The following is a 23,351-nucleotide window of genomic DNA, read 5'->3' on the forward strand; positions in this document are numbered from 1 at the left end:
GGAGGATGGTTCGGGTTTTAACTCGCAATCCTCAAACGGATGCTCTTGGCGGAATTGACAGCGCGCACGTCGATCACAATCGGATCTGGAAGTACGCAAGATTTCGGAGGACTTGATTCGAAGAGAAGCGGCCGCAGCAATCGGGCACTGTCTGGTGCTAGTCCGACCCGTGTCTGCGCGCCGGGTGCGAGGTGGAACCAGTTATCCTCGGGCAGCATGTCTGGCGCGGAGATTTGAACGAAGCGCGCAACGCTAAGGGTGCGAATGTTCACCCACCATTGCCCATCACAACACTCCGCGCTCGCTTCAAGGCCAATATCGCCGCGTTCAAAGACGCTCGGGTGTGTCCGATCCGGAAAATAGAACGCCTGCGACAGGAGCGCACCGCTATCGATGGAGTACATCGAGGCGATCACCGTATCATGCTCGCGCGGACCGAACTGATAGGCATAAGTGAAGTCGAAAAACCGGCCAAGCAATTCAACCGAGTTGATTCGAAGGCCGCCGTGGGGTTCGACGCTGAGGTCACGGTGCGCGCGAACGAGTGGGACTCTACCGTCTCGCAGCGCAACGACTTCGACCCGCACATTGAGTGCGTGCTGGCGATCATTGAGCAAGTGGATGTCAAGACCGTTGAGCCCTTCGTCCAACAGGAGGATCTGCTGCGGCTGTAGCGAGTGACGCATTGCATACCACGGCGATTTGGGACGCAGATAGGCATCGATGATGCCCCAGCCCGCACCTGGCATGACGTCCTGAAACTGCCAGGCGAGCGCGCCCGAACATCGTGAACCAATGCGCCGCCATTCCGAGAAGGTCTCGCGGTACAGATCGGCAATCACCGCCCGTGACAATTCCAGGTAGCGAGCCGGATCCTCACTTCGCAGACGAGCCGGATCCTGTGCGTACAGTTCGCGCAGGTAGTGATCGCGTACGTCGTCGAAGTCCCAGGACGCACCCGGGTCGCGCGGTACCGCCGTTTTCCAGCGCGGCTCGTCAGTCATTGGAGAACCGATCGCGTCCAGGGTGGCGTCGCATGGCACGTTCGCAAATGCGAGGCACTCACTGGCAAACCGCACGTCGGCGCGGCGTGCGTCGTCCAGTGGTCGGCGATACGCGCCAACGCCGTAGTAGTGCGATACACCTTCACGCGGAAAGAAGGGTAGCGGATCGCCGCACGGCGAGTCGGAAACATAGATCGCGTCGGGGCGATGAAGCGCAGCAATGTCGGCAAGCTTTTGCGCTGTCAGCTCGACTTGCCGTTGAGTGGCATCGAGTCCGACCATGGCCGCCTGCTGCGCGATTTCGCTGCCGCCGCAAAGCACCGCGAGCGACGGATTGGCGCCGCAACGCTCGAGAAATTGAATCGCCTCCTGCTCGATCGAAACGCTAAAGGACGGATCGGCAGATGGATAGTCGAAGTTGGCAAACATAAAATCTTGCCAGACTAACAGCCCCATTTCGTCGCATAAAGCGTAGAAGGCATCATCCTCATACACCGTGATGCCGGCAACGCGAATCATGTTGAATCCAGCCGCTTTGGCCAGTTGCAGATAATGCCGGTAGACGGATGCGTCGGCGTGCAACCGCAGTGGGTCCGCGCTGCTCCAGCACGCCCCACGTGCGAACATCGGAAGACCGTTGACCGACAGCGCGAAGCCCCCGTTGTCACGCCCGCGGTCTAGGGCGAGCGTGCGAAAACCGGTTCGTCCCAACGGCAGCGACGTGCTCCCGATACGTACTGTGACGTCATATAAAGTGGGTTCGCCATGCGTGTGTGGCCACCAAAGCTTGACGTTGGCCACAGTGAGATCGGCGTGGAATGTGTACGCGTCGCGCTGGACGAAGGGGGTTTCATGGCCACCGCAACTCAGGTGGGCATCGAGCGTGCCACTGATTGGGGCAGCCAGTCTAAGCGTAACGTCGATACCTCCGTCGCGGCCACGGACGAAAGAGCGCAGCGAGTGCTGCCAGATGACCGGCGGCCCCTCCGGATCCACGACCTCGACGTCGCGCCATGGTCCAATGGGTTCTATCGAAGGGAACCAGCCCGGCATGTGTCCGAGCAACGTCGTGCGTATCCCCCGCAATCCGGGCGCATCGACGAGACGGGTCCGCCAGCGGGCCCTTCGCGCCGGCACCGCGGCTTGCAAATGACGGTCCATGGAACGGAAGCATAGATATAGCGTATTACCTTCCGGACTCAGGTTGACCGCCGTCTCGTGTGAGACGAACATGCTTGTCGAGCGCAATAACAACGTGTCGTTGAACCACACTTCGGCGATCGTGGCCAGGCCATGTAGCCGGATCAGGCGGCGCCCGGTGCCAGATAGATTCAATCGATACCAGTAGTCGCATGAACCCAACGGCGTCGGATTGAGCGGGTCGAAGCTGCCTGCCAGGGCGAGCTCATGCGCCACTGTACCTGGCACTGCCGCATCAATCCAGTTGGCCGATCCTGTCTCCGCTATGTCTCGCGGTTGCGCTGCCGCGCCGGCGGGGGTAGCGCGCATTTTCCAGCCTTGCACGCGGCGTGCAGGTTGCGAGCCTGCTATCGCCATTGCGTCGTGCGGCGTCGATACAACGACTCCATCAGTCATGGAATGACCAAAGGATTGCGCTGTGACATCTGCATGTCCCCTTTCAGCTGGGTCTCGATGCCGGTCGGCGAAAATGCCTTGTTGAGACCGTCGACAAGCAATTCGTAGGCATGTTCCAGTACGTCGAGGCTACTTTCCCCACCATCCTCTCTCCCTCGCGCGCTGGCCCGTGCGAGCCGGAATTCCAGCACCATCGACTCGGACGCGATGGTGTCGCACGCCGCGATTTGCGCGCCGAGCATGCCGGCGTCGCTGTCGCCGCTCGCGTCAAGCCAGCGCAGATACCGGCCCAGCAAGTCGAAATTCGAACCGAGTTGTCTGAGCGTGTTGAACGAGTACGCGTGAAAGTACGATGTCGGCCGCGAGGCGATTTCTTTGGCATCGCGGGCGAAAGCCTGCCGAAACGCACCAATAGGATTCACGCCCGGTCTGCGCTGCAGGTGTAGTCGAAGTAGTGAGCGCGACGTGTCTCGCAGCCGTATTCCATCGAGTGGCTCAAAGCGACGTTTCGCGCATTCGACATACGGAGGGAGAGGCAACCCGCCGACAGATGCGACGTTCAGCAACGCGTCGTAGTCGGAATCGGTCGCGAGATAGTAGCCCGTGTTGTGAAAGTAACCCAGTTGGCGGCCGCCCGGATCGATTGCGTCGATACAAATCGTAGTCTTGGTGTGCTGTTCTCGATAGCTTGTGCCTTGCGTGTCCGGCAAATAGCACGCGTCGACTTCAACCAGCATCACATGGCCGCGCTCAACCTGTTTTTCAACATGCAGATGAAGCGGCTCGAAGATAGCGTGTTCCTGTACGACTACGCCATACAACAGTTCGAGATCTGCAAGGGGGAACTTGAAGAACGTGAACTGATCGCCTTCGAAATCCTGTGCGACAGTGAAGGGCAACGCAGCGTGCGGATCCAAACCCCACCGCGAAAGCACCTCGATCCACAGATCCACATAGCAATTACTCTGCCTCCAGATCATCTGTGGGCCGTGCAACGGATGAGGGCGATAGTCGACGGCCCGTTCCCGTGCCTGAGCGAACAGGCTGCTCATGGTTTCGCCCACAATACATCGCGAACGGTCTGCGGCCACCGACGAATATCAAAGCCGTGGTGTCGGAAGAGAGCCAGCGTGAGTCTTTCCAGACCGAAACCGACACAGCCGGTATGAGCGACGCTCAGGTCTCGGGTCTTGATTCCCCACAGCAAGCCAAAGTGGTCCATGTGATAGTTGAAACTCAGACAGGCTGTGAGCTTGTCCGCATTCTCGATAGGAATCAGTAACTCGAACTTGAGATTTTGCTCGCGCTGACTATGCGCGACTATCTTGCCGCCTCGTCCAAAGAACGGGTCATTGGCCAGGTCGATGCTGTTGGGCAATTCAAGCAATTCCACCAGACGTGTTCCGCGCTCCATCCACTCGCTTCGGAACGCCATGATTTGCGCCGGCGTGCCAAACCTCACATATTCGCGCATCCGGAACAATTGCATGCGGGTCGGATCCAGCGATGGCTCATGGCGGAAGCAATACGACATAACGTCGATTGTGCGGCCCTGCTCCGGCAACGAACCGCGTTGCGCAATAACTGGATATACGGGGTAGCAAGCGGCCGGGGTCATGACGACGTACGTCGGCTTCTGGTACTCAGTCCAGTCGTCGCCGCGGTCGAGACATTGCAACACGCGTTGCTGTTCGTGCTCACCGCCGCAGAAACTGTGAACGGTTCCCGCAAGTTGCGGGAAGCTTTTCAAATATTCACTACGCTCGAATTCGGAGCGGCTCATGGCCGGTGGAAAGCGCAACACTTCGGCATTCTGATCGGCACCGAGGCGGGTCACCAGCGAATCGATCGCCTCGACCACTCGTTCAAACCGCTCGTCTCGACCGAAAAGCCCTTGCACACCCGTCGGTATCAACAACCCCGCCTCAACCAGCTCATCTCTCAGTGAATTGACACCGGGCCGGTCATCGCTGGTGTTGAACCCGCTGATTGGACGGTCTTTAACGGCAACTGAATCATCCATTATTCTCTCCCCGAAGACAGCGGACGCTGCGCGAGTAAAAGGTTGGCTGTATTGAGGTCGATGCGATCGTTACTGATCATCAACGGTGCCGAATACAGGTCGCGAAGGTGGCGGCTCAGGCTGAATGGCGTTCCGTTCTTGTATGCCGCCATTCCACATATCATCACCGCATGGAAAACGACCTGTAATGCGGTCGTCGATACGAACGTCTTCAACGTATTGATCTCGGCGGCATCCGACATGGCCTCTGACCACGAACGCTCGCGTCCTTCTTTTGAATGCAAGCGCAATGCGCTGTCCACACGCCCTTGCATCGCTTGCAGTAACGCGAGCGCCTCGGCAATGCGTCTTCCCGATGGGGCATTGTCACTCTTGTTCTTTTGCACCTGAGCGCGGAAAAAGCGATGGGCGCGCAAAAACGCATCGTTCGCAATGCCAGTCCACACTGATGCCCAAAGGATATGGGACGTCGGCACCATGGTCTGTTCGGCGATCTCGGAGAATGGCGACGGCAATATCTGCTGCACCTTCCCGCATGCGTCAAGGGCGAAACCTTCACTGCAAGTGCCTCGCATCCCGAGAGTGTCCCATTCATTACGGCGAGTCAGTGTCGTGTCTTCTCGCAAAAGAGTGAGTAGTACCTGATCTGTTGCGGGAGCCGACAAATTCCTTTTAGCCGTCGCAAGAATTACGTCGGCATGCGCACCGTATGAAATGACGGGGCAAAGCTTGTGAAGATCGAATGAATCGCCTTCTTCCTCAATTGCGCATTGGCTGTTTCGAAGATTGCCTCCAACTCCTTCTTCGGATGTCGCAGATGCCAGCAGCCACTCATGTTTCGCTAACTCACTGAGGAACTGCCGATGCCACTCTTCCGACAACGCGTGTCTGGCAATGCAGGCGATCTGAATCTGATGCATGGCATATACCATTCCCGCCGACGAACAGGCCTGGGCGAGAATTCGACAGGCGGATGCGACTGCATCGAGCGAGGCGCCCGCGCCGCCAAGCTCCTTTGGAACCATTGCGGCGAGCAGGCGGTGTTCACGCATGGCGTTGACAGCTTCGGCCGGAAACCTCGCGTCGCGATCTACGGCTTCAGCAAACCGGGCGCACGTTTGCGCGACAACGAGAGCGGCTTTGTCTAGTGCGTGGCTGGCCGTCTCATCCGCAGTCGCCCGTTGCCGTACCGGGGGCGTCACAGACGGTTGTTCCTCGCCAATATCAGAGTCGAGATTATTCATATTGGTTGCGCGTCCCGCTGCAATTGCGTAATCGCGTTGGCCATTGAATTGATACTCTGAAAAAGGCTTCGGCTGAGCATCCGGTCCGGAATTTCCAGATTAAAGTGGTTCTCGATCGCGAGCATTAGCTGAATTGTGTTCAACGAAGATAGACCGATCTCGTAGAGATCAGCATCGTCTGAAATGTTGTCAGCCGAAATGTCGAGATGACCAAAATCCGTGATGATTTGTCGTAGTTCTTTATTCACATGTGCTCCGGTATAGTGATTGTCCGGGCGTCGGAGGGTAAGTCAGGCAGGAAATCAACACCACCATGAATATCAGTAGACCACCGGCACCGTCCCCTTTTCTGTGCGTCAGGTTACACAAAAGGTGAACATCTTCAGCCGAATCGAGCGGCCATTTCTCCTTCGGGCTCGCCGGTCAAGAAACGGCAGGCGCGCCCACAGGATGATTCGTTTGTTCTGCTGCGCCGCTCGTTTCCTTGATCACGCTATCGCACAGTGAAATCACTTTCGCCGAATTGGTAGCATTGAAGAGCGCGTGATCGATGTCATCAAAAATGGCTACGCGTATCGACGGAAAGCGCGACAGGCGCGCGCCGCGCCTTCCGAAATTCGCGGCAAGCAGATCCATGCTCGCGTCGTAAGCGCCATGCACGAGGACCGTCTTTACGCCTTTTGCATCGAGCGCGCGCATCATCGGCAACGGTTGGGTCTCTTGCCCTCGTGGCGTATTGCTTAGCGCATCGAGTCGCAGTGCACTGACGACAAGCGAGCGGGCACGCGCTGCAAGATTGCCGACCACGAAGTGAACGATCTGAGTCAATTTCTTCTCGTCGCTCAGCACGGTCTTCCACTTGGCAGGATCGAGCATCGAGATCGCGTAGCCGGCCATCGAATTGTGAGCCGCTTCCCTGGGCGCGCCGGGCGCCTTTTCTTCCGGCTTATTGAAGGTCGGGATGTTGACTGCGACGACGCCCTTGATCGTCGTTTCGATGATGCCCGCCCTCAACGCATGATATGCACCCGAACAGATGCCGAAAGAGAAAATTGTTTTATAAGCGTGGCGCGTGAGCCAGCGCGCGGCGGCGGCTGTGTCTTCCGTCGCGACTGAATCATAGATATGCGAGAAACGTCCGATCGGTTGCTTTGCAGTGATGTCCGGCGGACTATCGCCACGCCCGTGCGCATCGAAGCGCAATGAAGCGATGCCGCCACGCGCCAGTTCCCGCGCGATGCGCACCGACAGGCGACTATCACCTACGTGCGCGCTCGCCGACGTGTTCGCGAGCAGATACGCCAGACCGTGCGTCGTGCCGGTGCGCGGTTCGCACAAGATGCCGAACAGCCCCGCTTCGCCGATGCATACCGGCCGCTCTATCGCCTCGGGCGTTTGAATGCAGAGATCGTCAGGCCAGTGCTTCTCCATACGTGATGGCACGGCCCTTTCGCGTCCGGCGGACATCCATTCGACCGCGTCGGCATAAGACTCTTCTGGCAAGATGGAAAATGCCGTCTCCTGGATAAAGCCCGCCAGGCCCTCGAACGGACGCGTCTCGGCTTGCACGCCGAGGGCCGCGAGCGCATCGCGGAGCGGCTCATTCGCGCCCGTTCGTGCCTGCATAAGGAGCGCGCGCCGCGCGGGGGCATCTTTCGCCTTGCTCAAGGTCGATGGAAGGTCAACGGACTCGAGCGAGCGCTTGAACTCGTCGCTATAGACCTGCCCTAACACTCTGAACGGACTGTCTTGCTGGGCCGCGCGCAATGGCGGCGCAAGCTGCTCCAGCCAGGTCTTGCGTACCATCGAAAGCTCGCGCAAGTAGATGCGCCCGCTTGTCACCGGTTCGAGCAGCACGAGATCATCGACCGGCTTTTGCATAGCGGCACAAAGCGCAAATGCAGCGCCCACACGAAAACCGCATAGGCTCACATGCTCGACGCCAGTTTCGGCTTTCAGGACGTCGATAGCCGCATGTATGTCGCTCACGGCGCTTTCGAATTGATCCGGTTTGCCGTCGGCCCCTGCTGAATTCCCCGTGCCGGCATAATCGAAGCGCAATACCCAGATGCCCCGCGCCGACAATTCATCAGCCAGATAGCGCATCCCGTTGTACGTCCAGACGTACTCATGGCCGTACGTGTTGCAAAGAATCACCCCGCGCGCGCTCGAACCAGTGTGCAACCAGCCGAAGCGGTCACCGAAAACGATGGGTTTCATGTTGGCCCTCCTTCTCTCTTTTGACGTTCAAGACACGCTCTTGACGTCATGTTCTTATCTTCTCTTTCTGACCCGAGGAAGGGATCAGAGTTGGAACGGCTGGTGCTCAGGCATGCTCACGGTGCCAGGCTCCTCCGGCAATGCTTCCGGCAAGCTCAGAAGATTGCGCCAACGCGTTGTGAACGCGGTCACGCTGTGCTCGGTCTCGCACCAGGCGGCGAAGCGCTCGGCAGCTTGCAACGCGGCGTCCATGTGCGGCCACGGATTCGCGACGAAACGCTCGAACTCATCCGCATGCATCGCGAGTGCCGGTTCGTGAAAGCCAAGCCCTTCGAATGCGGTTTCGTTCCCAACCGGCACGCATCCATGCGCGATGGCTTCCATTACCTTCGATTTAATGCCACCCGCAAGGAACGCCGGGCAAAGCGCGACGGAATTTTCCGTATAGACATCCGCTTGCGATGGCGCAAACCCAGCGAACCTCACATTTGGGACGGGATGGTACTGACGCACCATATGACCATAAATCACGAGCTCGACATCAGGTGTGACGCGCTGCCAAACGTCGCACAGATATTCAATCGAGAGCCGGTTTTGCATTTGCCTGTCTGAGCCGATAAACACGAAGCGCAGCGGATACACAGGCCGCATCAGATCGCGCACGGTTGATACCGGTGGTGCAATCACGTGCACCTTGCCATGTGCGCTCGCGTGGAGCGCGCGGCTGAGCGCGGCGGCATCGGTCCTCGACACCAGCGTGATGGCATGCGCAGCCTCGACGGCTGCACGTTCCTGGCGCGCAAGACAGAACGCTTCGTATCGCAAAAGGGCATTACGTAGCATCCGCGTATTGATGAGCTTCATCACTGAGGTGGGAACCGATTTCGCCAGATAGCCCGCGGACAGCGGCAGACTTGCGTGGCGCAATACCGTTGCACGGCGTGACATCAGATCATCGAAGTCCACGATGACCGGCCGCGCTCCCATCAGCCGCCTAATGTGCGGCAGTTGATCGACGAGGCGAATCCCATCGATATATATGACATCCGGTGTAAAGGATCTGATCGCTTGATCAAGCGCACGCGCATGGGGCCGATGCGAAAACATCGCGATCTGCAACGCGCATGGCGACCCGGACAGGATGCCGCGCGCGAGCCGTGCCAATGCACCGAGCTTCGGCAGGACGCCGGGCGTCTCCAATACCGAGCACAGCTTCAGCTCGCGCAGTTCGATGTCACCCCCGATCGCTTCTCGAATGAAGCGGAGTGTACGCTCGCGTCCGTTGCTCGCCGTCGCTGGGATGTCCCTAGTCATCAGCATCAGCACGCGTCTTTTTTTCATCTTTTACCCCGTCTCTGCGAAAGTGCCTCGTCTGGTCTCTGGTTAAAGTACTTCTGGCCGCGACCGGGCTCGCGTCCCGCGCTTGTTTGCTACGGATTTGATGACTCGTTCGAATTCGTCCACCTGCTCCCGCGGCATGAAGCGACCGCGCTCGGCATGACAGCGTCGTGCTACCGCGTCGTAGAATGCGCCGTCGTGCGCAAGCCTGGCGATGAGTGCGCCCAACGCCGCAATGTCGCCGCGCGGCACGGTCAATTCCGGCAATTGGGCATAGACTTCCGGCAATCCGCCGGACGCAAATGCCACTGATGGTTTGAAGAATTCCCAAGACTCGATGCCGACGAGGCCAAACGGTTCGTCCCACATCGATGTGACGACGACAAGATCAACTAGCTCGTAGAACGCTTCGCGCCGCATGAAACCGTTATGTGTGACCTTCAGTTGTGGATAACGCCCAATCAGCGCGGGAATGCGTTGTTCGTTATCTTTGCCCGCAATATGCACTTCAAGATTCGGCACATTTGCCGCGGCGACACTTGCAAAAAACTGTTCGATGCCTTTGGTGGTATCGGTTCTTCCGATGAAACCAACCTTGAACGGATTGCCTGGAACGTGAGGCTTCACGTCCATGCCACGCATGAGAGGTGGCGCGTTATGAATCACGATCGGTTCGCTACGCTGAAAGAATCCCGCCGCACGATGCCGCTCATCTACGAAGCTGCTCACGCTGACGGCACGGTCGACCATGCGCGATAGCCATGCTTTCGGACGAGCTATCGCTTTACACTGCCCGCAGGGCGTAACGCACGCCTGATCGTCGGCGAACATCGTCGAGCGCGGGCATAGCAGCCAGTAATCATGATTCACGTGAACGACAGACAAGCCGCGCAAGCGTGCGGCGACCCATAGCGCGGGTCCAATCCCTTTGAGCGTATGCGTGCAGAGCACGTCGGGGGCCAGCGTCTTCAGGCGCCGCCAGGTGAGCACGAACATCAGCGGATTGAAAACGTCGACGATCCCGAACAGCATCTTGACGAAGTGGCCGCGTTTGCCGTGATGAAACTGGTTGTACACATTGAGGTTGGGAAGCACATGCACGTCGAGTCCGTCGCGCGTGGTCCGCTCGCCCTTGCGCGTGTTCGATAGCGTCAACACCGATACGTCGTATCCGCGCCTCTTCAATTCGACGGCGAGCCCATGAACCGTTATCTCTGCACCGCCGACAACGTTGGGCGGAAACCGGTTCGCGCAAAAGGTGATCTTCATGCCCGGTCCTTGTGATGAAGCGAAAAGCCGAAGGTCACCGCCCAAAACAGCACGACCGATACTGCCGTGCCGGTTGCGGGCGAATACATCATGAATGAGTGCGGCATCAAAAAAGGCGCGGCAGCGATCGAGGCGACAGTCACGCCTTGCTTGACCATGATGAGCCGATATCGCCGCGCGGCGACGAGCCAGGTGCTCAGCCCGGCGTCGGCGAATGTGGCGACCGCGCACAGCGTCGCGTAAATCATCACGGAAACCCCGGCCTCAAATTTCGGACCGTAGATGACGTCGAACACACGCTCGCCCACGAAGATGCAGGCAACCCACCCGACCACGCCGACCAGGGCGAGATAAAGTGCAAGCCTGACCGCGCGCGAGCGCAGTTGTTCCTCGTTGCGCCCGACGTAGACCATGCTCGGAGCGAGCGCAAGCGCGAGCGTCGTGCCCGCGGAATTCCATTGCTCAACGAGCGATGCAGCCGCCGCATAGATGCCGAGATCAGCCTTTGACATCAACACGCCGAGCAACAACCGATCCATGCGCAACACGATGACACCCGCCGCGATTGCCGGCCAGATCTTCAGGCCGCGCAACACAAGCGTGCGCGTGATGATTGAATCCCGGGGCTTAGACCGTGGACTGCTGAAGGCCATCGAACGATAACGGCTAAAGGGCGCCACCGCCGCAACACATGCTTCGAGCGGCCATGCGAAGGACGCGAAAATCGCACCCATCGACGCATGAGCGGCACCCAGCAACCAGAGCACACGCACGCCGCTCGCATAGGCTTTCGCGCGCGTAATGACCCACGGTTTAGTCTCCGCATAGGCCATCAGCGAACCTAGCGCAAGTGGCTCACCCGTTAGTACGAGCGCAGCTATCAGCGTAAGCGCGGTCGCGCTCGACACGGGCATGGCAATCGCCACGATGCCCATGAATACAATCATGACCGCGAGCGAGAGGATCAGACGCAAGCGGAACGTGTGATAGAAGATCAGGTGCCGCAAGCGTCGATGCTTGCCAAGAATCGGCGCGACAACGGGCGAGCCAAAGATCAAGGCGATGCTGCCGACCACATAGACAAGCGACAATGCAAATTGCAGTTCGCCAAAGAGGCGCACCCCATAAAGACCCGCGAACAGATGATTGCTCGCCACAGCCGCAAGCGCGCCGACGATCTTTTCGGTGACAACACCCGTGAACGAAGAAAGCAGGAGTTGCAGGAAGGAGTTCACGCTTCAGCCCAACGTGCGTTGTTGATGGGCGCTGCGCGTACCGCGTGCGTCGACACAGTACCACCATGCAAAAGCGAGTGCCGCGTATGCGAGCGTACGAATGCCGAAGACATTCCAGTATTCGCCTTGCTGTAAGCCGAACCCGGCGTATGACACGACCTTCGTCGTCAGCCATAGGAGAACGATGCCGCCGCGCATCGCAACCAGCATCTGCAATGCGACAAGCGCGCCGTAGACGATCCCCGTCATCGCGATGAACACGGTCGCGCCTGCAAAGCCGAACCAATAGACTGGAACGGCCATCTGTCCCATCGTGAAGGTTACGTCATCGTGAATGTAGGCGTGCAAAATCTCGGGTGTGCCATATGCCAGCATGACTTCGCGCAATCCACTTATGACGCCGTCATCGAAAAATGTCGGGGCCTTGAACGATGAAAGCGAAGCCAACACCCGCCCGAACGCAGCGGCACCGCCCTGAGGTGCGCCAAAGAGCGTCGCGTCGCCATCGACGACATACCAGACCTGGCCTTGCAACAATACGCGCGACAGCATTGTGTCGGACAGGTCGAGGCCTTGTCCTTTGTAGGCATAGAACACTGAAACACTGCCGAGCAAAAGCGCCAGGACTGCACCCAAACCGAGGTAGCGCTTGACGGGCTTGCCATTGATCGCAAGGATTGCGATAAAGGTCGAGAGCATCGAAAGGCTCAAGCCGAGCACCGACATGAATTGCTCGCCATGCAGAACTTCAAGGACGACGTCGGCCGCACTCATAGAAATCGCGACCCAGCGCACCCAGCGCCTCTGCGCTGTCCAAAGTGTTCCCAGCAGCACGGCCACGAAGAATTGATTGTTGAGGAAGAGATTGAAGATCGGACCCGCGCCTTCACTGTCGTTGCGCAACGCAAACCGGTTCACGCCTTTGAGCAGCGCAAAACCCCCGGTCACCCCGGCAATGGCTCCCGCCGCCAATACTGCGGCCGCCAACGCAAGACCGAGAACCAGACTCGGGTTATCGATGGTCACGCGCGGTACGATGCGCCCGCGTATGCGACGACGTTCTGGTAACACGCGCTGGAAGCCTGCGAGCGCGCATACCGTGAAAGCGACGTAAAACCAGACCAGGCGGCTGAATGCGCCATTCGCTTCGCCGTGCACGGCGGTTTCCGTCAAATAGCCGCCCGCTTCAATACCGACTCCGCCGAGAAAGACCGTCAGGCTGATGGAGAGGAGATAGAGCATCGATACAGAGAACACCGGACGCCACCAAACGAGCGCCAGCACGCCGGCACATGCGAGTGCAAACGTGGTGGCCGCGCTGATGCTCGCGAGCCCGAGCGCGGGCAGCGCTGCATTGGTAGCAAGCGCGAGCAGCATCAACGCGGCGACGATCAACCCGGATGCATTATTCGGCGATACCTCATTGGCCGGCATGGACGAGCGCACGAGCATGTCAGACCTTTGCACGAGGTGCGATGCGTTCGAGCGCGCGATGAAGATCGCGGCTGACAGATTCGCTGGAGAAACGCTGCGCATTCTTCCGGCCGCGAATGGCGAAGTCATCACGCAAGCATGAGCCGTCTGCGACCCGCGCGATCGCATCGCGCCATAACTCAACTCGCGTCGGGTCCTGCACGGCGATAAACGTATCCTTCATCGTGAAGCGATACACCGGCAGATCGGAAGCAATCACTGGCAGCCCGGTAAGCTGTGCTTCGATCACCGTCCGTCCAAAGCCTTCATGCAGCGTCGGCGATACATACGCATCGGCCGCTTGATAGCAGCAGGCCAGATCCACCTCGCTGACGCTCTCGACGAAATGCGCGTGGATACCCGCATCCCGCGCAATCTGCTCGCATTGCTTGCGGTTCGCAGCGTTCTGCGCTCTTCCCACGCGCAGCATGACGACGTCCTTCCTACCGAGCTCGGCCAAAGCTCGAAACACGGTGACATTGTTCTTGCGCGTCTCGTCCGTGCCCACGTTGAGTAGTACGATCGCATCGCCGAGGCTAAGACCAAGCCGTTCCTGCAATGCGATGCGCGCGCGATGGCGCGCTGCCCTATCGGTCGGCGGAATGCTTGCGTCGAACGCGTTCGGCACCAGTTCTATGGATTCCGGTCTTACGCGCAGTTCGGATATTGCATCCCGAATCGTGACGTCCGTGGTCGAGATAACGAGATCGGCGTGCGGAATCAGATACTGCAATATCCTCATGTAACGCGCCTTGAGCGTTTCCACGAAACCCCGTGTGTGGTCGCGGGAAACGACGTGGTGCATCACGATGCATACGCGTCCGCCGGCAAGCTTGACGAACGGGATCATGAACGCCATGTCTTCCTGATACAACACGATGACATCCACCCTGCGCGCAACTCGCATCGCGCGAAGCGGATAGAGCACGAAATGGGTCCAGTACCGCTTGAACGAACGAGGAGGCGCAGGAATGTCCACTGCCTGCGCCGAAAAATCGTCGAACTGCTTCATCATGTCGAGGCAGGCGAGGCTGTAACGCATTACGCCATTCCAGCTCGCCGGCCTCGGGCCGAGAAACCATACGACTTTCGCGTGCGTGTTCGCTGTGTTCAATGTACTTGCCGTGGCGCAGCCCGCGCCACGCGTCGCCCCATCGAGCAACGACTCACTGATTCGGCTCATCCCGCTTTTCCTTCGCTGAGGTTGCATGCGCCAGTTCTTGGTGGTGTTCGCGGCGACCCTGGCACCGAATCCATATGGCTGAGTGCGTCGTTCAACCACACCCGAAACGTTTAGCGACGCCCCTTCTATTCGAGTTTTGCCGTCGCTTCGTCCGGGTATTTATATGCGTCGGAGTAGTAGGCGTAACGCAGCGGCGATGGCTCGAAGCCGTTGAATACCATGCCAATTACGTCCGCGCCGACCTTGTTTAGGCGCGACACCGATTCGCTCACTTCCGAATAGCTCACCATCCCTTGACGTGCGACGAAGATAGTGGCGTCGGCGACCTTGGACAGAGCAGCGGCGTCGGCCATCGGTAGCACCGGCGGGGAGTCGATCAAGATCATGTCGTAATGGTCACGCAGCGATTTGATCAAAGCGTTAAGGCGCTCGAAACCAAGCAGATTGCGCACCCGGCGTACTTGCTTGCCCGCAGGCAATACGTGCAAAGTCTCAAACTGCTGGCTGATCGCCTCTATCGCGTCGAGCTTGCCTTGCAGTACGCTCGACAAGCCGTCTTCGCGATCTATCGGCAAATAACGATGCAAGCCGGAGCGGTGCATGTCGGCATCGATCACGAGCGTCTTCAGGCCTCTTTCCGCATAAAGATAGGCGAGGTTCGCGGAGAGCATTGACTTGCCCTGCCCCGGCACGGCCGACGTCACGAGCACGACCTTCGCCCCTTCCTTCGATTCCAGCTTGTGCTGCAAGGAATGCGCGAGGGAATCGATCGCCTCGACGAGCGGCGTATCCGCTTGCTCATGGCTCAACATGAAGCGCGACGTCTTCGCACTGCTTGCCTGAAGTTGATGCGGCGAGATGGGCAAGACGCCCAGCGTCTGGATGCCGACCATCGATTCGAGCCGCTTCGGATCGCGAATGCGGCCGGAAAAAACCGAAATCAGTTGCGTGACGACGAAGCCCAGCACCGCACCAAACGCGGCGCCAAGCAGGAGCACGATTACCTTCCTGGGACGGAGAGGCTTGACGGGAACCAGCGCCTTGTCGACGAGCGCCGCATTGCCCCCCGCGCCCGCTTCGGCGATCTGCAATTGCTGTGCGTTGTTCAACAGGCCCACGTAGAGCTGGTTGTTCACCTCAACATCGCGTGCAAGGCGCACGTATTGCTGCTGCATTGAGGGCAACTGCGCGATACGGCCTTGCAATTCCGCGGCTTTTTGATCCAATGCCTTGAATTTGTTTTCCACCGCTATCAGTTGCGGTTGGCCTTCTTGCCAACGCTGCCGGAAGTCCTCGTAATTCAGCCTGGCATCGAGTCGCTCCTTCTCGATGAGCGCCGATTCGTCGAGCAGGTTCTTGGCCTCGCCCTGAACGTCTATCGTGCCTTCCTTGTTGCGATAGTCGTTGAGCGCCTGCTCCGCTTTTTGCACGCGTTCCTTCACGATCGGCAACTGCGAATTCAGGAACGCAAGACTGCGTTCGGCATCGGCAGCACGGCGCTTGCCGTTCGAATCGAGATAAGCGGTTGCGAGCGCATTGACGAAACGCGCAGCAACGAAGGGATTGACGTTTTCGTAAGAAAACTGCATCACGCCCGACTCACGCTTGGTCTCGGCAGCGATGAAGACTTTCTGAATCTCCTCGAGGAGCGTTTGCGTCGGCACACGCTTGACCGTGAATTCGGTGCCCGGGTGCGCGAGAATCTCCTCGATATCGACCTTGTACCCATTTGCTTGAGCCGGTATGCCGACTCTGCCGCTCAACGCCTCGCGGCCATCGCTATCCTTGAGCGTCCACTTGCCATCCCCAATGAAATCGAGCTCGAGCTTCTCGCCGATCTGATCGTCCGGCACTTCATATTCTTTGAAGACGACATGCTCGCCGCCCCACGCCCAGTTCGGCTTTTCGATAAGCGGATTGACCAGGCCGTTCGGCTCTCTGGGCAGAATGGTCGACAGGAACCCGCCGACCAGCGGAACAGAATTCTTGATTGAGACTTCCGCTTGCGCCACCGTAGTATCCATGGCTTTAAGCATCACTTCGCGCGAACGCAGAATGTCCAGTTCCCCGGCGACAGGAGAATCCTGCACATCCAGCGCTCTGGACACATCGGAAAGTGAGCCGAGCGGACTCGATTTGCGCTCTTCCACCTGGATCAATGCGTCGGCGAGATATACCGGCGAGGAAAACACGATATACGCAATCGACAGCATCAAACAGCCAAAGAAAATGCCAAAGAAAATCCGTTTTCGATCAATGAGATTTTCGAGCATGTCGACAGACGACAGCTTTACGCCCTCGTAAGCGCTTCCCCCGCGCAGATCAAAGATGTCACGCTCATACTGCGGGGTTCGATGGAGATCCATTCGTTGACTCCGTTGTTTTCTTGACAGATCGACGCAGAATACGCGCTGGCCTGCCGTGGTCCGTCGGCAGGAAATAAGTACGTCATAGCATGAGACCACAGCCTATTCCCCCGAATCTGTTGTCCACCCAACACAACGATTTTATTCATCTGTTTTAATCTCTCGCCATTCTCCATTCCTCATTTGCTTCAAGCAGGGTTCATGAAGACATTCAAACGGAAATTGCTTGCAACGCTGCTTTCAGTCAGCGCATGGACCGCGTTCGCCGCCGATGGCGCTCCGTCAGCCTTGAGCGCGCCAAATACATCCGGCAGCCTTCGCTTCGAGGGCTCGTCGAACGGAAACCTGCCGGGCACCGCATCCATCTCCAAGGTCAATATCCATACGCTGCTCTATCCCGGAAGCACGACGCAAGTGCTCGCGCACTATCTGCCGTGGTGGGGCCCAGATCCACGCGGGCTGGACGCGGGCTATCGCTCCGACGATCCCGCTCAGGCCCGGCGTACCTTTGCCGATATGCGTTCGCGCGGGATCGACGGTCTCATCGTGGACTGGTATGGCGAAGGTCACTTCGTCGACAAGGCGTGGAAGGCATCGATGCCGATCCTCGCGGATTTCCCCGAGCTGACGTTCTCGATCATGATCGACAGCGGCGCATTCAAATTCAATGCGTGCAAGGGCTGCGATCTCACGCAGACCATACTTCACCACCTGGATTACGTCGCCAGGCAATATTTCCCTTCCCGCCAATATCTGCGCTATAACGGGCGGCCAGTCGCATTTGAATTCGGCATGGAAGCAGTGGGCAAAGCTGATTGGGAGCGCATCCAGGCAGCGCATCCAGAGGTCGTCTGGATTCACATTCATGCACATGGGCTCAATCTGCCCGACAGTCAAGGCGCTTTCGTCTGGGTGGAAGCGGGCTCCAAAGCAAAATACCGGGGCGATCCCGCTGATCTCGGGGGCCTGAATACCTTCTACAACACGTTGACAAGCCAGCCCAGAAAGATCGCGGTGGGCGGCGTGTGGAAAGGCTTTGACGATTCGAAGGCGCCTTGGGCCGCGGCGTCCCCGCAGCTGCTTCCGCAAGATTGCGGTAATACCTGGCTTCAGACCTTTAAACTGCTCAATGAGCACTACAGCGCGCACAATCAGTTGCCCTTCCTACAGCTCGTGACGTGGAACGACTACGAAGAAGGCAGCGCGCTCGAAACGGGCATCGCAAGTTGCACAAAAACCGACGCCCGGCGCGCCGGTCAAACACTGTCTGTTAGCGTGAGCTACCCCGAAACGGTCGATCATCTCGAACTCTATAAGCAAGCCCGCGGTGACGCGCTCGAACTCGTCGGACGCTATCCCGCCACGACTACCTCGATTCGCGTGGACGATGCTTCTGCTCAGGCATATTTCATCAAGACCGTTGGTAAGCCGTTTATCGAGAATACGGTGACGGGCCCGATTCCCGGGAAATAATCCGCTCCACGACGCCCAGCGAATCTATGCAGTGTGCTTGCTCAACCGTGCTTCGTGGCGCGAGCAAGTACCGACGCCCAACCCCCGCACGCCGTGCCGCATCGATATCGGACTTCTTGTCGCCGACGAGAATGGAATCTTGCATATCGAGGTCGAATTCCCCACGTGCGCTTTCGAGCATACCGGGCCGCGGCTTTCGGCAGGCGCACGTTTTGCGAAACTCACCCACGCCGGCTTCCGGGTGATGTGGACAGTAGTAGACGCGGTCGATCCGTGCGCCTCTAGATAAGAACTCGCTCTGCATCCAGCGCATGAAATCGCGGAATTGGCCTTCCGTGTAATAGCCGCGCGCGATGCCCGCCTGGTTCGTGACGACGGCGACGACATATCCGGCGCGGTTTGCTGTGCGCACGAGCTCAAAAACGCCGCCTATGAAGACACAGTCTTCCTCACGATGTACATAGCCGAAGTCTTCGTTGATAACCCCATCGCGATCGAGAAAGAGCGCCCTACGCTTCATCGACGCTCGCCTGGAAGAGCTGCGGAATGAACGTCTGCGCACGCGCATAATCTTGCGGCACACCAATATCGATGAATTCACCGACTTGCGCATACACGCGCACATCAACCGAACTGAGGGACTTTTCGAGAAAATCCCGTTCGAAAGAAAATTTTTCGGGGAAATCGCGCGAAAGCAGACGCGTGGCGTTTATTGCATAGACCCCCGCATTGATTAAACCCGCGCCTTCGTGCTTTTCCTTGAATGCGGCAAGACGGCCGGTTTTCGCGTCGATATCGATGGTACCGTAACGTGAGGCGTCGGCAACGTGCGTCGCTGCCATCACGATGTCCGCATCCGTCTCCTGTAAATGCGCGCTTAGAGCGCTCAGATCGACCTCACAAAGCGTGTCGCCGTTCATGACTAGCGTCGCGGGGACACCGTACGAGCGCAACGCGTGGATGATGGCACCGCCGGTGCCAAGCGGCTCGCGCTCTTCAACAAACGACACTGCGATATCCGGACGCGACGACGCAACAAAATCCCTGATGCTGTCCCGCCCGAATCCGAGCGACAGCACGGCTTCAGGAACGCCTTGTCGCGCAAGCGCCTGTAGTAACCAGCCAAGAAATGGCCGACCGCCAATCGGCGCAAGCGCTTTTGGACATTCATCGCCGAGCACGGAGCGTAGCCGCGTGCCAAAGCCGCCAGCAAGTATCAGGCATGGCAGCGGCGAGTTCACCCGAAGATCTCCTCTTCAACGAGACCGCAAATGATATGGCCGCACACGAGATGCCCTTCCTGGATCTTTGGAGTTTCGGCGGAAGGCATGTCGAGCAAAACGTCGCAGCGTTCGCGCATCATTGCAGCGCCGGGCCCATTGCCCGTAAAACCCACGGTATATAAGCCGGCAGCGCGCGCCGCTTCCAGAGCTCGCAGAATGTTCGGCGAGCGGCCCGAAGTCGAATAGGCCCAAAACACATCGCCGGCTCTACCCGTCGCCTGAATTTGCCGCTCAAAAAGCCTTTCATAGCCATAGTCATTGCCGATGGCCGTCATCACTGACGTATCGACCGTCAAGGCAAAAGCCGGCAAGCCTGGGCGGTCGAACATGAAACGGCTCACAAATTCGCCTGCAATGTGTTGCGCATCCGCTGCGCTTCCGCCATTGCCTGCAAGCAGAACCTTGTTGCCGTCACGAAACGCTTGCGTAATGCGCGCCGCAACGCGCTGTATGCGCTCGATCAGACCTTCATCAGCGCCAATCGCTTGCATGACCTTTGCGGTCTTCGCGATCTCTTCTCGTACGCTCATGCTCATCTGGACTTTCTCCATGAATGTGCGCCAAGATCCGTAAAGGTGCAGTTAAGGACGCTGCCATTCAGATGTGTATTCGCGCGCAATGCACGCATGAGCCCCGCACGATCAACCGGATCGACAAAGAACATCATGAAGCCGCCGCCGCCTGCACCCGACACCTTGCCGCCCTTCGCGCCCGCGTTCACCGCGATGCGATAAAGCTCGTCGATGACCGGATTGGAAATGCTCTTCGCCATGCGCTTCTTGGACTCCCAGCCATCGCGCATGGATGCGGCGAATGCGTTGAAATCGGCCTTCAGGACGGCCTCCTTCATGCGCACCGCTTCTTCCTTGACGCGATGAAGCGCCGCAAGCGATTCCCCTGCGCCGTTTACGACGTTCGCGCTTTGTTCCCTGATGATGTTCGCCGATTCGCGCGAGACGCCCGTGAAGTACAGCACGAGCGAAGCTTCGATTTCGGCCTTCGTTTCCTGCTTGATGCGCAGCGGATTCACAATCACCCGGTCGCCGTAGAATTCCATGAAATTCAGGCCGCCGAATGTGGCTGCGTACTGGTCCTGCTTGCCGCCGGCAAGGCTCAGATCGACACGCTCGATATCGTGCGCAAGCGATGCGACGTCGTATTCTCCGAGCGGTAGCGATAGCAGCTCGCAGAAGGCCTGCACGAGTGCAACCACAATCGTCGATGACGATCCCAGACCGGAACCCGGAGGCGCCTCCGAATAGGTTGTGATAGTCACGGCAAGCGGATGACCACCGTTGAATTCCCTGACGATCCGGTTATAGACACCCACATGCAAAGCAAGGCCATCGCGCGTTTGGAGCTGCGGCGCGACGGGGCCTATCCATCGTATATCCGTATCGGCGGCGACGAGCTCGATAGTCGCGTCATCGCGCGGCGCGATGGATGCGTAAGCGAATTTATCGATCGTGACGTTGAGCGCAAGGCCGCCGAAGCGGTCAGAGTAAGGCGACACGTCAGTGCCGCCGCCTGCGAGCCCCAGTCGCAGGGGTGCCCGTGAACGGGCGACGAAATCGGTCATTATTTTTAGTCTCGCTCTCTGTAACCACTGCTCCGATTTCTGACTCCATACGACGTCGCTTTGAGGTAGTCCACAATTATTTCCTCTCTTCTGAATTGTTGATTGGAAGGAAGTAGCGCCATCGTTTGGAAGTCTTTGCCGCGGGTGATTTCCATTTTTGAGAGCGATGTATCTCTCCGTAGAAACCCCATTGAATTGCAGCAAACGCGATTGTCATCAGGCACGATTTGAGGATGGATTCTGCTACACGCAAATTTCCGCATTGGTGTGCCGCCGCACACAAGCCGCTAAGTCCGTGTACGTCGCCCGAAAAGTGACCCGCGTTTAGGGGTCGTGCCGGCTGAAAACTGAGCCGAGTATTTAGTCTAATCTGCCCGTTTTGGGGCGGGGGTTTGAAGGTGATGCCGATAACGGTGATTGGCAATTGCGGCGGATGTTTCAGATTGGTGCGCGAAATACGGCACTCGCCCTTTTTTGTGCTAAATCTCACGGGCTCCCGTAGGGCCTTTATTTATAAGGTTTTCATCGGCTCTGACTCGTATCAGGATGCCCCAAAGGCATCTGCGATCACATGCGTGGCCGCAAATGTCGCTGCGTGGGACAGAATAGTCTGCCCGCCCGACTTTCGGAATTCGACGTGGAGCGCTATTTCGCGTTGACTGACAGCGACATTGCCGCAGTCGAACGATTCCAGCAAACGTTTGCGTAGAGCGGTTGAATCCGCACGCCTTAATGGCCTGTCGCGCGCTGAGATTTTCAATCCCGGCTCACTCGCGCCGGAACTACTGCGCCGATCGGAGGAAGTGTGCGACGAGGTTATCGAGCGTGCACGCGACGCCGCGGATGCCCTCGAAGCCGCGAACGCCCGCATCGCCTACGCCAGCGAGTTTGCACCCGACGCCGAAGGACTGCCCGACGTCGGCAGCATTCACGCGAATATACGGGGCGATGAAGGCCGAACTCGACCGCGTCAACCATTTGCCTGTTTTCAGGTGCGTCGCGGAACTCCAGCAAGACGCGGCGCGGTATCGCTGGCTGTGTCGCCAAGCGGTGGCAGTTAGGAACTATGCCAGCGGCAACCCTAATTAGGAAATTGATTGGGCGCTGCGCGGAGAATCTTTCGAGGTCGCTATTGACGCCGCTATCGCGCAGAAGGATGGGTGATGGGACTAAAAATTTGTGAAGAGCGCTGCAATCAGTGCTTGTTCAGCGAGAACCGCATCGTCAGCAAGACACGCATGACGCAGATCGTACGCGACTGCCGCCGCAACGACACCTATTTCCAATGCCACAAGCACACCATCGCCGACAGGGATGTGATGTGCCGTGGCTACTATGAAACGCAGCCGCCGAGCCAGTTCATGAAAGCCGAACGACTGTCGGTATCTGCTTGAGTTTGGCGGATTAATAAGTGGCTTAAGAAACAATAAGATCTGCAATGGAACAATAAGATTCGTAATGCTGGAGTCAAGATCAAACCACTACGAGAAGAAAAATCATGAAAACAATGCCACAACTCCAAATTCCTCCTCTTGCTGAGGGCGAAGTGTATGTCGGCGCAACGGGCAACAAGGACGGCTATCTTTATCACGTCATTTTGCTGCCGGGCGATAGAGAGCCTGCATCGTGGACTGCTCAACTCGACTGGGCCAAGAGCATCGGCGGTGACCTGCCGAACTGCGAGGAAATGCCCATGTTGTTCGCCAACTTCCGCGACCGGTTCAAGGAGGAGCACTACTGGAGCAACCAGGAGGATCCCCACTTCATCGAGTGGGCCCGGTCTTATTTCTTCCGCTACGGTACCGAGAGCAGGCTCCCCATCAACGGCGAGTTCCGTGCCCGCGCCGTACGTAGATTGCCAATTTAATCACTTGTGCAATCCGAAGAAGTCGCTTCAACTTTTTGAATGCCGTTTCTTTGGCGCGTTGGAATCCATAGCGCAGGTAGGGAGCACGGGTTCCGACGCGCGCCGATGATGTTCGCCCGAGATCTCGTCGAGCGTCGGATGCGCGTGCTAAGTTTTGAATCAAGAACAATACACCGCGAGAAGAACAGTCATGAAAGC

20 protein-coding genes are annotated in these 23,351 nt (G+C 58.2%); 4 read left to right on the forward strand and 16 right to left on the reverse strand.

The annotated features are described in order from the left end of the window. Positions 1–17: 17 nt before the first annotated feature. From L0U81_RS25475 to L0U81_RS25530, 12 genes are all read right to left on the reverse strand, one after another. Positions 18–2,561, reverse strand: a complete 2,544-nt coding sequence (locus tag L0U81_RS25475) for a glycoside hydrolase family 2 protein (RefSeq protein WP_233807951.1) — start codon at positions 2,559–2,561, stop codon at positions 18–20. A 35-nt stretch (positions 2,562–2,596) separates the two neighbouring features. Further along, on the reverse strand, positions 2,597–3,652 hold the full coding sequence (locus tag L0U81_RS25480) for a DUF1839 family protein (RefSeq protein ID WP_233807047.1): 1,056 nt from the start codon (positions 3,650–3,652) through the stop codon (positions 2,597–2,599). Next, a complete protein-coding gene (locus L0U81_RS25485) occupies positions 3,649–4,623 on the reverse strand; it encodes an amino acid--[acyl-carrier-protein] ligase (protein WP_233807049.1) in 975 nt (324 codons plus the stop codon). The genes L0U81_RS25480 and L0U81_RS25485 overlap by 4 nt, the downstream gene beginning before the upstream one ends. Beyond that, positions 4,623–5,867, reverse strand: coding sequence for an acyl-CoA dehydrogenase family protein (locus L0U81_RS25490; protein WP_233807051.1), 1,245 nt, complete (start codon positions 5,865–5,867; stop codon positions 4,623–4,625). Before L0U81_RS25490 ends, L0U81_RS25485 begins: the two co-directional genes overlap by 1 nt. After that, entirely contained in the window at positions 5,864–6,115 is a 252-nt protein-coding gene (locus L0U81_RS25495) for an acyl carrier protein (protein WP_233807053.1), read from the reverse strand. The genes L0U81_RS25490 and L0U81_RS25495 overlap by 4 nt, the downstream gene beginning before the upstream one ends. Before the next feature lie 175 nt (positions 6,116–6,290). Beyond that, positions 6,291–8,087 (reverse strand): alpha/beta hydrolase, encoded by a 1,797-nt coding sequence (locus L0U81_RS25500; RefSeq protein ID WP_233807055.1) that lies wholly within the window; start codon positions 8,085–8,087, stop codon positions 6,291–6,293. Positions 8,088–8,171: 84 nt separating this feature from the next. Continuing rightward, entirely contained in the window at positions 8,172–9,206 is a 1,035-nt protein-coding gene (locus tag L0U81_RS25505; RefSeq protein WP_233807057.1) for a glycosyltransferase, read from the reverse strand. A 264-nt stretch (positions 9,207–9,470) separates the two neighbouring features. Further along, on the reverse strand, positions 9,471–10,694 hold the full coding sequence (locus L0U81_RS25510; protein ID WP_233807066.1) for a glycosyltransferase: 1,224 nt from the start codon (positions 10,692–10,694) through the stop codon (positions 9,471–9,473). Further along, positions 10,691–11,929 carry a lipopolysaccharide biosynthesis protein gene (locus L0U81_RS25515; RefSeq protein ID WP_233807068.1) on the reverse strand — a complete coding sequence of 413 codons (1,239 nt, stop codon included), beginning with the start codon at positions 11,927–11,929 and terminating at the stop codon, positions 10,691–10,693. The genes L0U81_RS25510 and L0U81_RS25515 overlap by 4 nt, the downstream gene beginning before the upstream one ends. A gap of 3 nt (positions 11,930–11,932) precedes the next feature. Further along, a complete protein-coding gene (locus L0U81_RS25520) occupies positions 11,933–13,381 on the reverse strand; it encodes a DUF6418 domain-containing protein (RefSeq protein WP_233807078.1) in 1,449 nt (482 codons plus the stop codon). A gap of 1 nt (position 13,382) precedes the next feature. Then, a complete protein-coding gene (locus L0U81_RS25525) occupies positions 13,383–14,444 on the reverse strand; it encodes a glycosyltransferase (protein WP_233807080.1) in 1,062 nt (353 codons plus the stop codon). A gap of 266 nt (positions 14,445–14,710) precedes the next feature. Further along, entirely contained in the window at positions 14,711–17,050 is a 2,340-nt protein-coding gene (locus L0U81_RS25530; RefSeq protein ID WP_233807091.1) for a polysaccharide biosynthesis tyrosine autokinase, read from the reverse strand. Positions 17,051–17,152: 102 nt separating this feature from the next. On the opposite strand from L0U81_RS25530, the gene L0U81_RS25535 reads away from it, so the two are divergent. Next, a complete protein-coding gene (locus tag L0U81_RS25535; protein ID WP_233807093.1) occupies positions 17,153–18,424 on the forward strand; it encodes a hypothetical protein in 1,272 nt (423 codons plus the stop codon). Here L0U81_RS25535 and gmhB read toward each other — a convergent pair. The 4 genes from gmhB to L0U81_RS25555 are packed head-to-tail and all read right to left on the reverse strand — an operon-like array spanning position 18,384 to position 21,286. Continuing rightward, positions 18,384–18,944, reverse strand: coding sequence for a D-glycero-beta-D-manno-heptose 1,7-bisphosphate 7-phosphatase (gene gmhB, locus L0U81_RS25540; RefSeq protein ID WP_233807096.1), 561 nt, complete (start codon positions 18,942–18,944; stop codon positions 18,384–18,386). The genes L0U81_RS25535 and gmhB overlap by 41 nt on opposite strands. Next, positions 18,934–19,665, reverse strand: coding sequence for a nucleotidyltransferase family protein (locus tag L0U81_RS25545; protein ID WP_233807104.1), 732 nt, complete (start codon positions 19,663–19,665; stop codon positions 18,934–18,936). Before L0U81_RS25545 ends, gmhB begins: the two co-directional genes overlap by 11 nt. Further along, a complete protein-coding gene (locus tag L0U81_RS25550; RefSeq protein WP_442793450.1) occupies positions 19,662–20,243 on the reverse strand; it encodes a D-sedoheptulose 7-phosphate isomerase in 582 nt (193 codons plus the stop codon). Before L0U81_RS25550 ends, L0U81_RS25545 begins: the two co-directional genes overlap by 4 nt. Further along, positions 20,240–21,286: a GHMP family kinase ATP-binding protein gene (locus L0U81_RS25555; RefSeq protein WP_326489866.1), complete on the reverse strand. Its 1,047-nt coding sequence runs from the start codon at positions 21,284–21,286 to the stop codon at positions 20,240–20,242. Before L0U81_RS25555 ends, L0U81_RS25550 begins: the two co-directional genes overlap by 4 nt. 671 nt (positions 21,287–21,957) lie before the next feature. On the opposite strand from L0U81_RS25555, the gene L0U81_RS25560 reads away from it, so the two are divergent. The 3 genes from L0U81_RS25560 to L0U81_RS25570 all read left to right on the forward strand — a co-directional run bounded on the left by L0U81_RS25560 (position 21,958) and on the right by L0U81_RS25570 (position 23,153). Next, on the forward strand, positions 21,958–22,347 hold the full coding sequence (locus L0U81_RS25560; RefSeq protein WP_233807116.1) for a hypothetical protein: 390 nt from the start codon (positions 21,958–21,960) through the stop codon (positions 22,345–22,347). A 102-nt stretch (positions 22,348–22,449) separates the two neighbouring features. Next, positions 22,450–22,680, forward strand: a complete 231-nt coding sequence (locus L0U81_RS25565; RefSeq protein ID WP_233807118.1) for a hypothetical protein — start codon at positions 22,450–22,452, stop codon at positions 22,678–22,680. Positions 22,681–22,784: 104 nt separating this feature from the next. Beyond that, positions 22,785–23,153, forward strand: a complete 369-nt coding sequence (locus L0U81_RS25570) for a DUF1566 domain-containing protein (protein WP_233807120.1) — start codon at positions 22,785–22,787, stop codon at positions 23,151–23,153. Positions 23,154–23,351: the final 198 nt, after the last annotated feature.

This window comes from Paraburkholderia sp. HP33-1 (genome assembly GCF_021390595.1).
Taxonomy (GTDB): domain Bacteria; phylum Pseudomonadota; class Gammaproteobacteria; order Burkholderiales; family Burkholderiaceae; genus Paraburkholderia.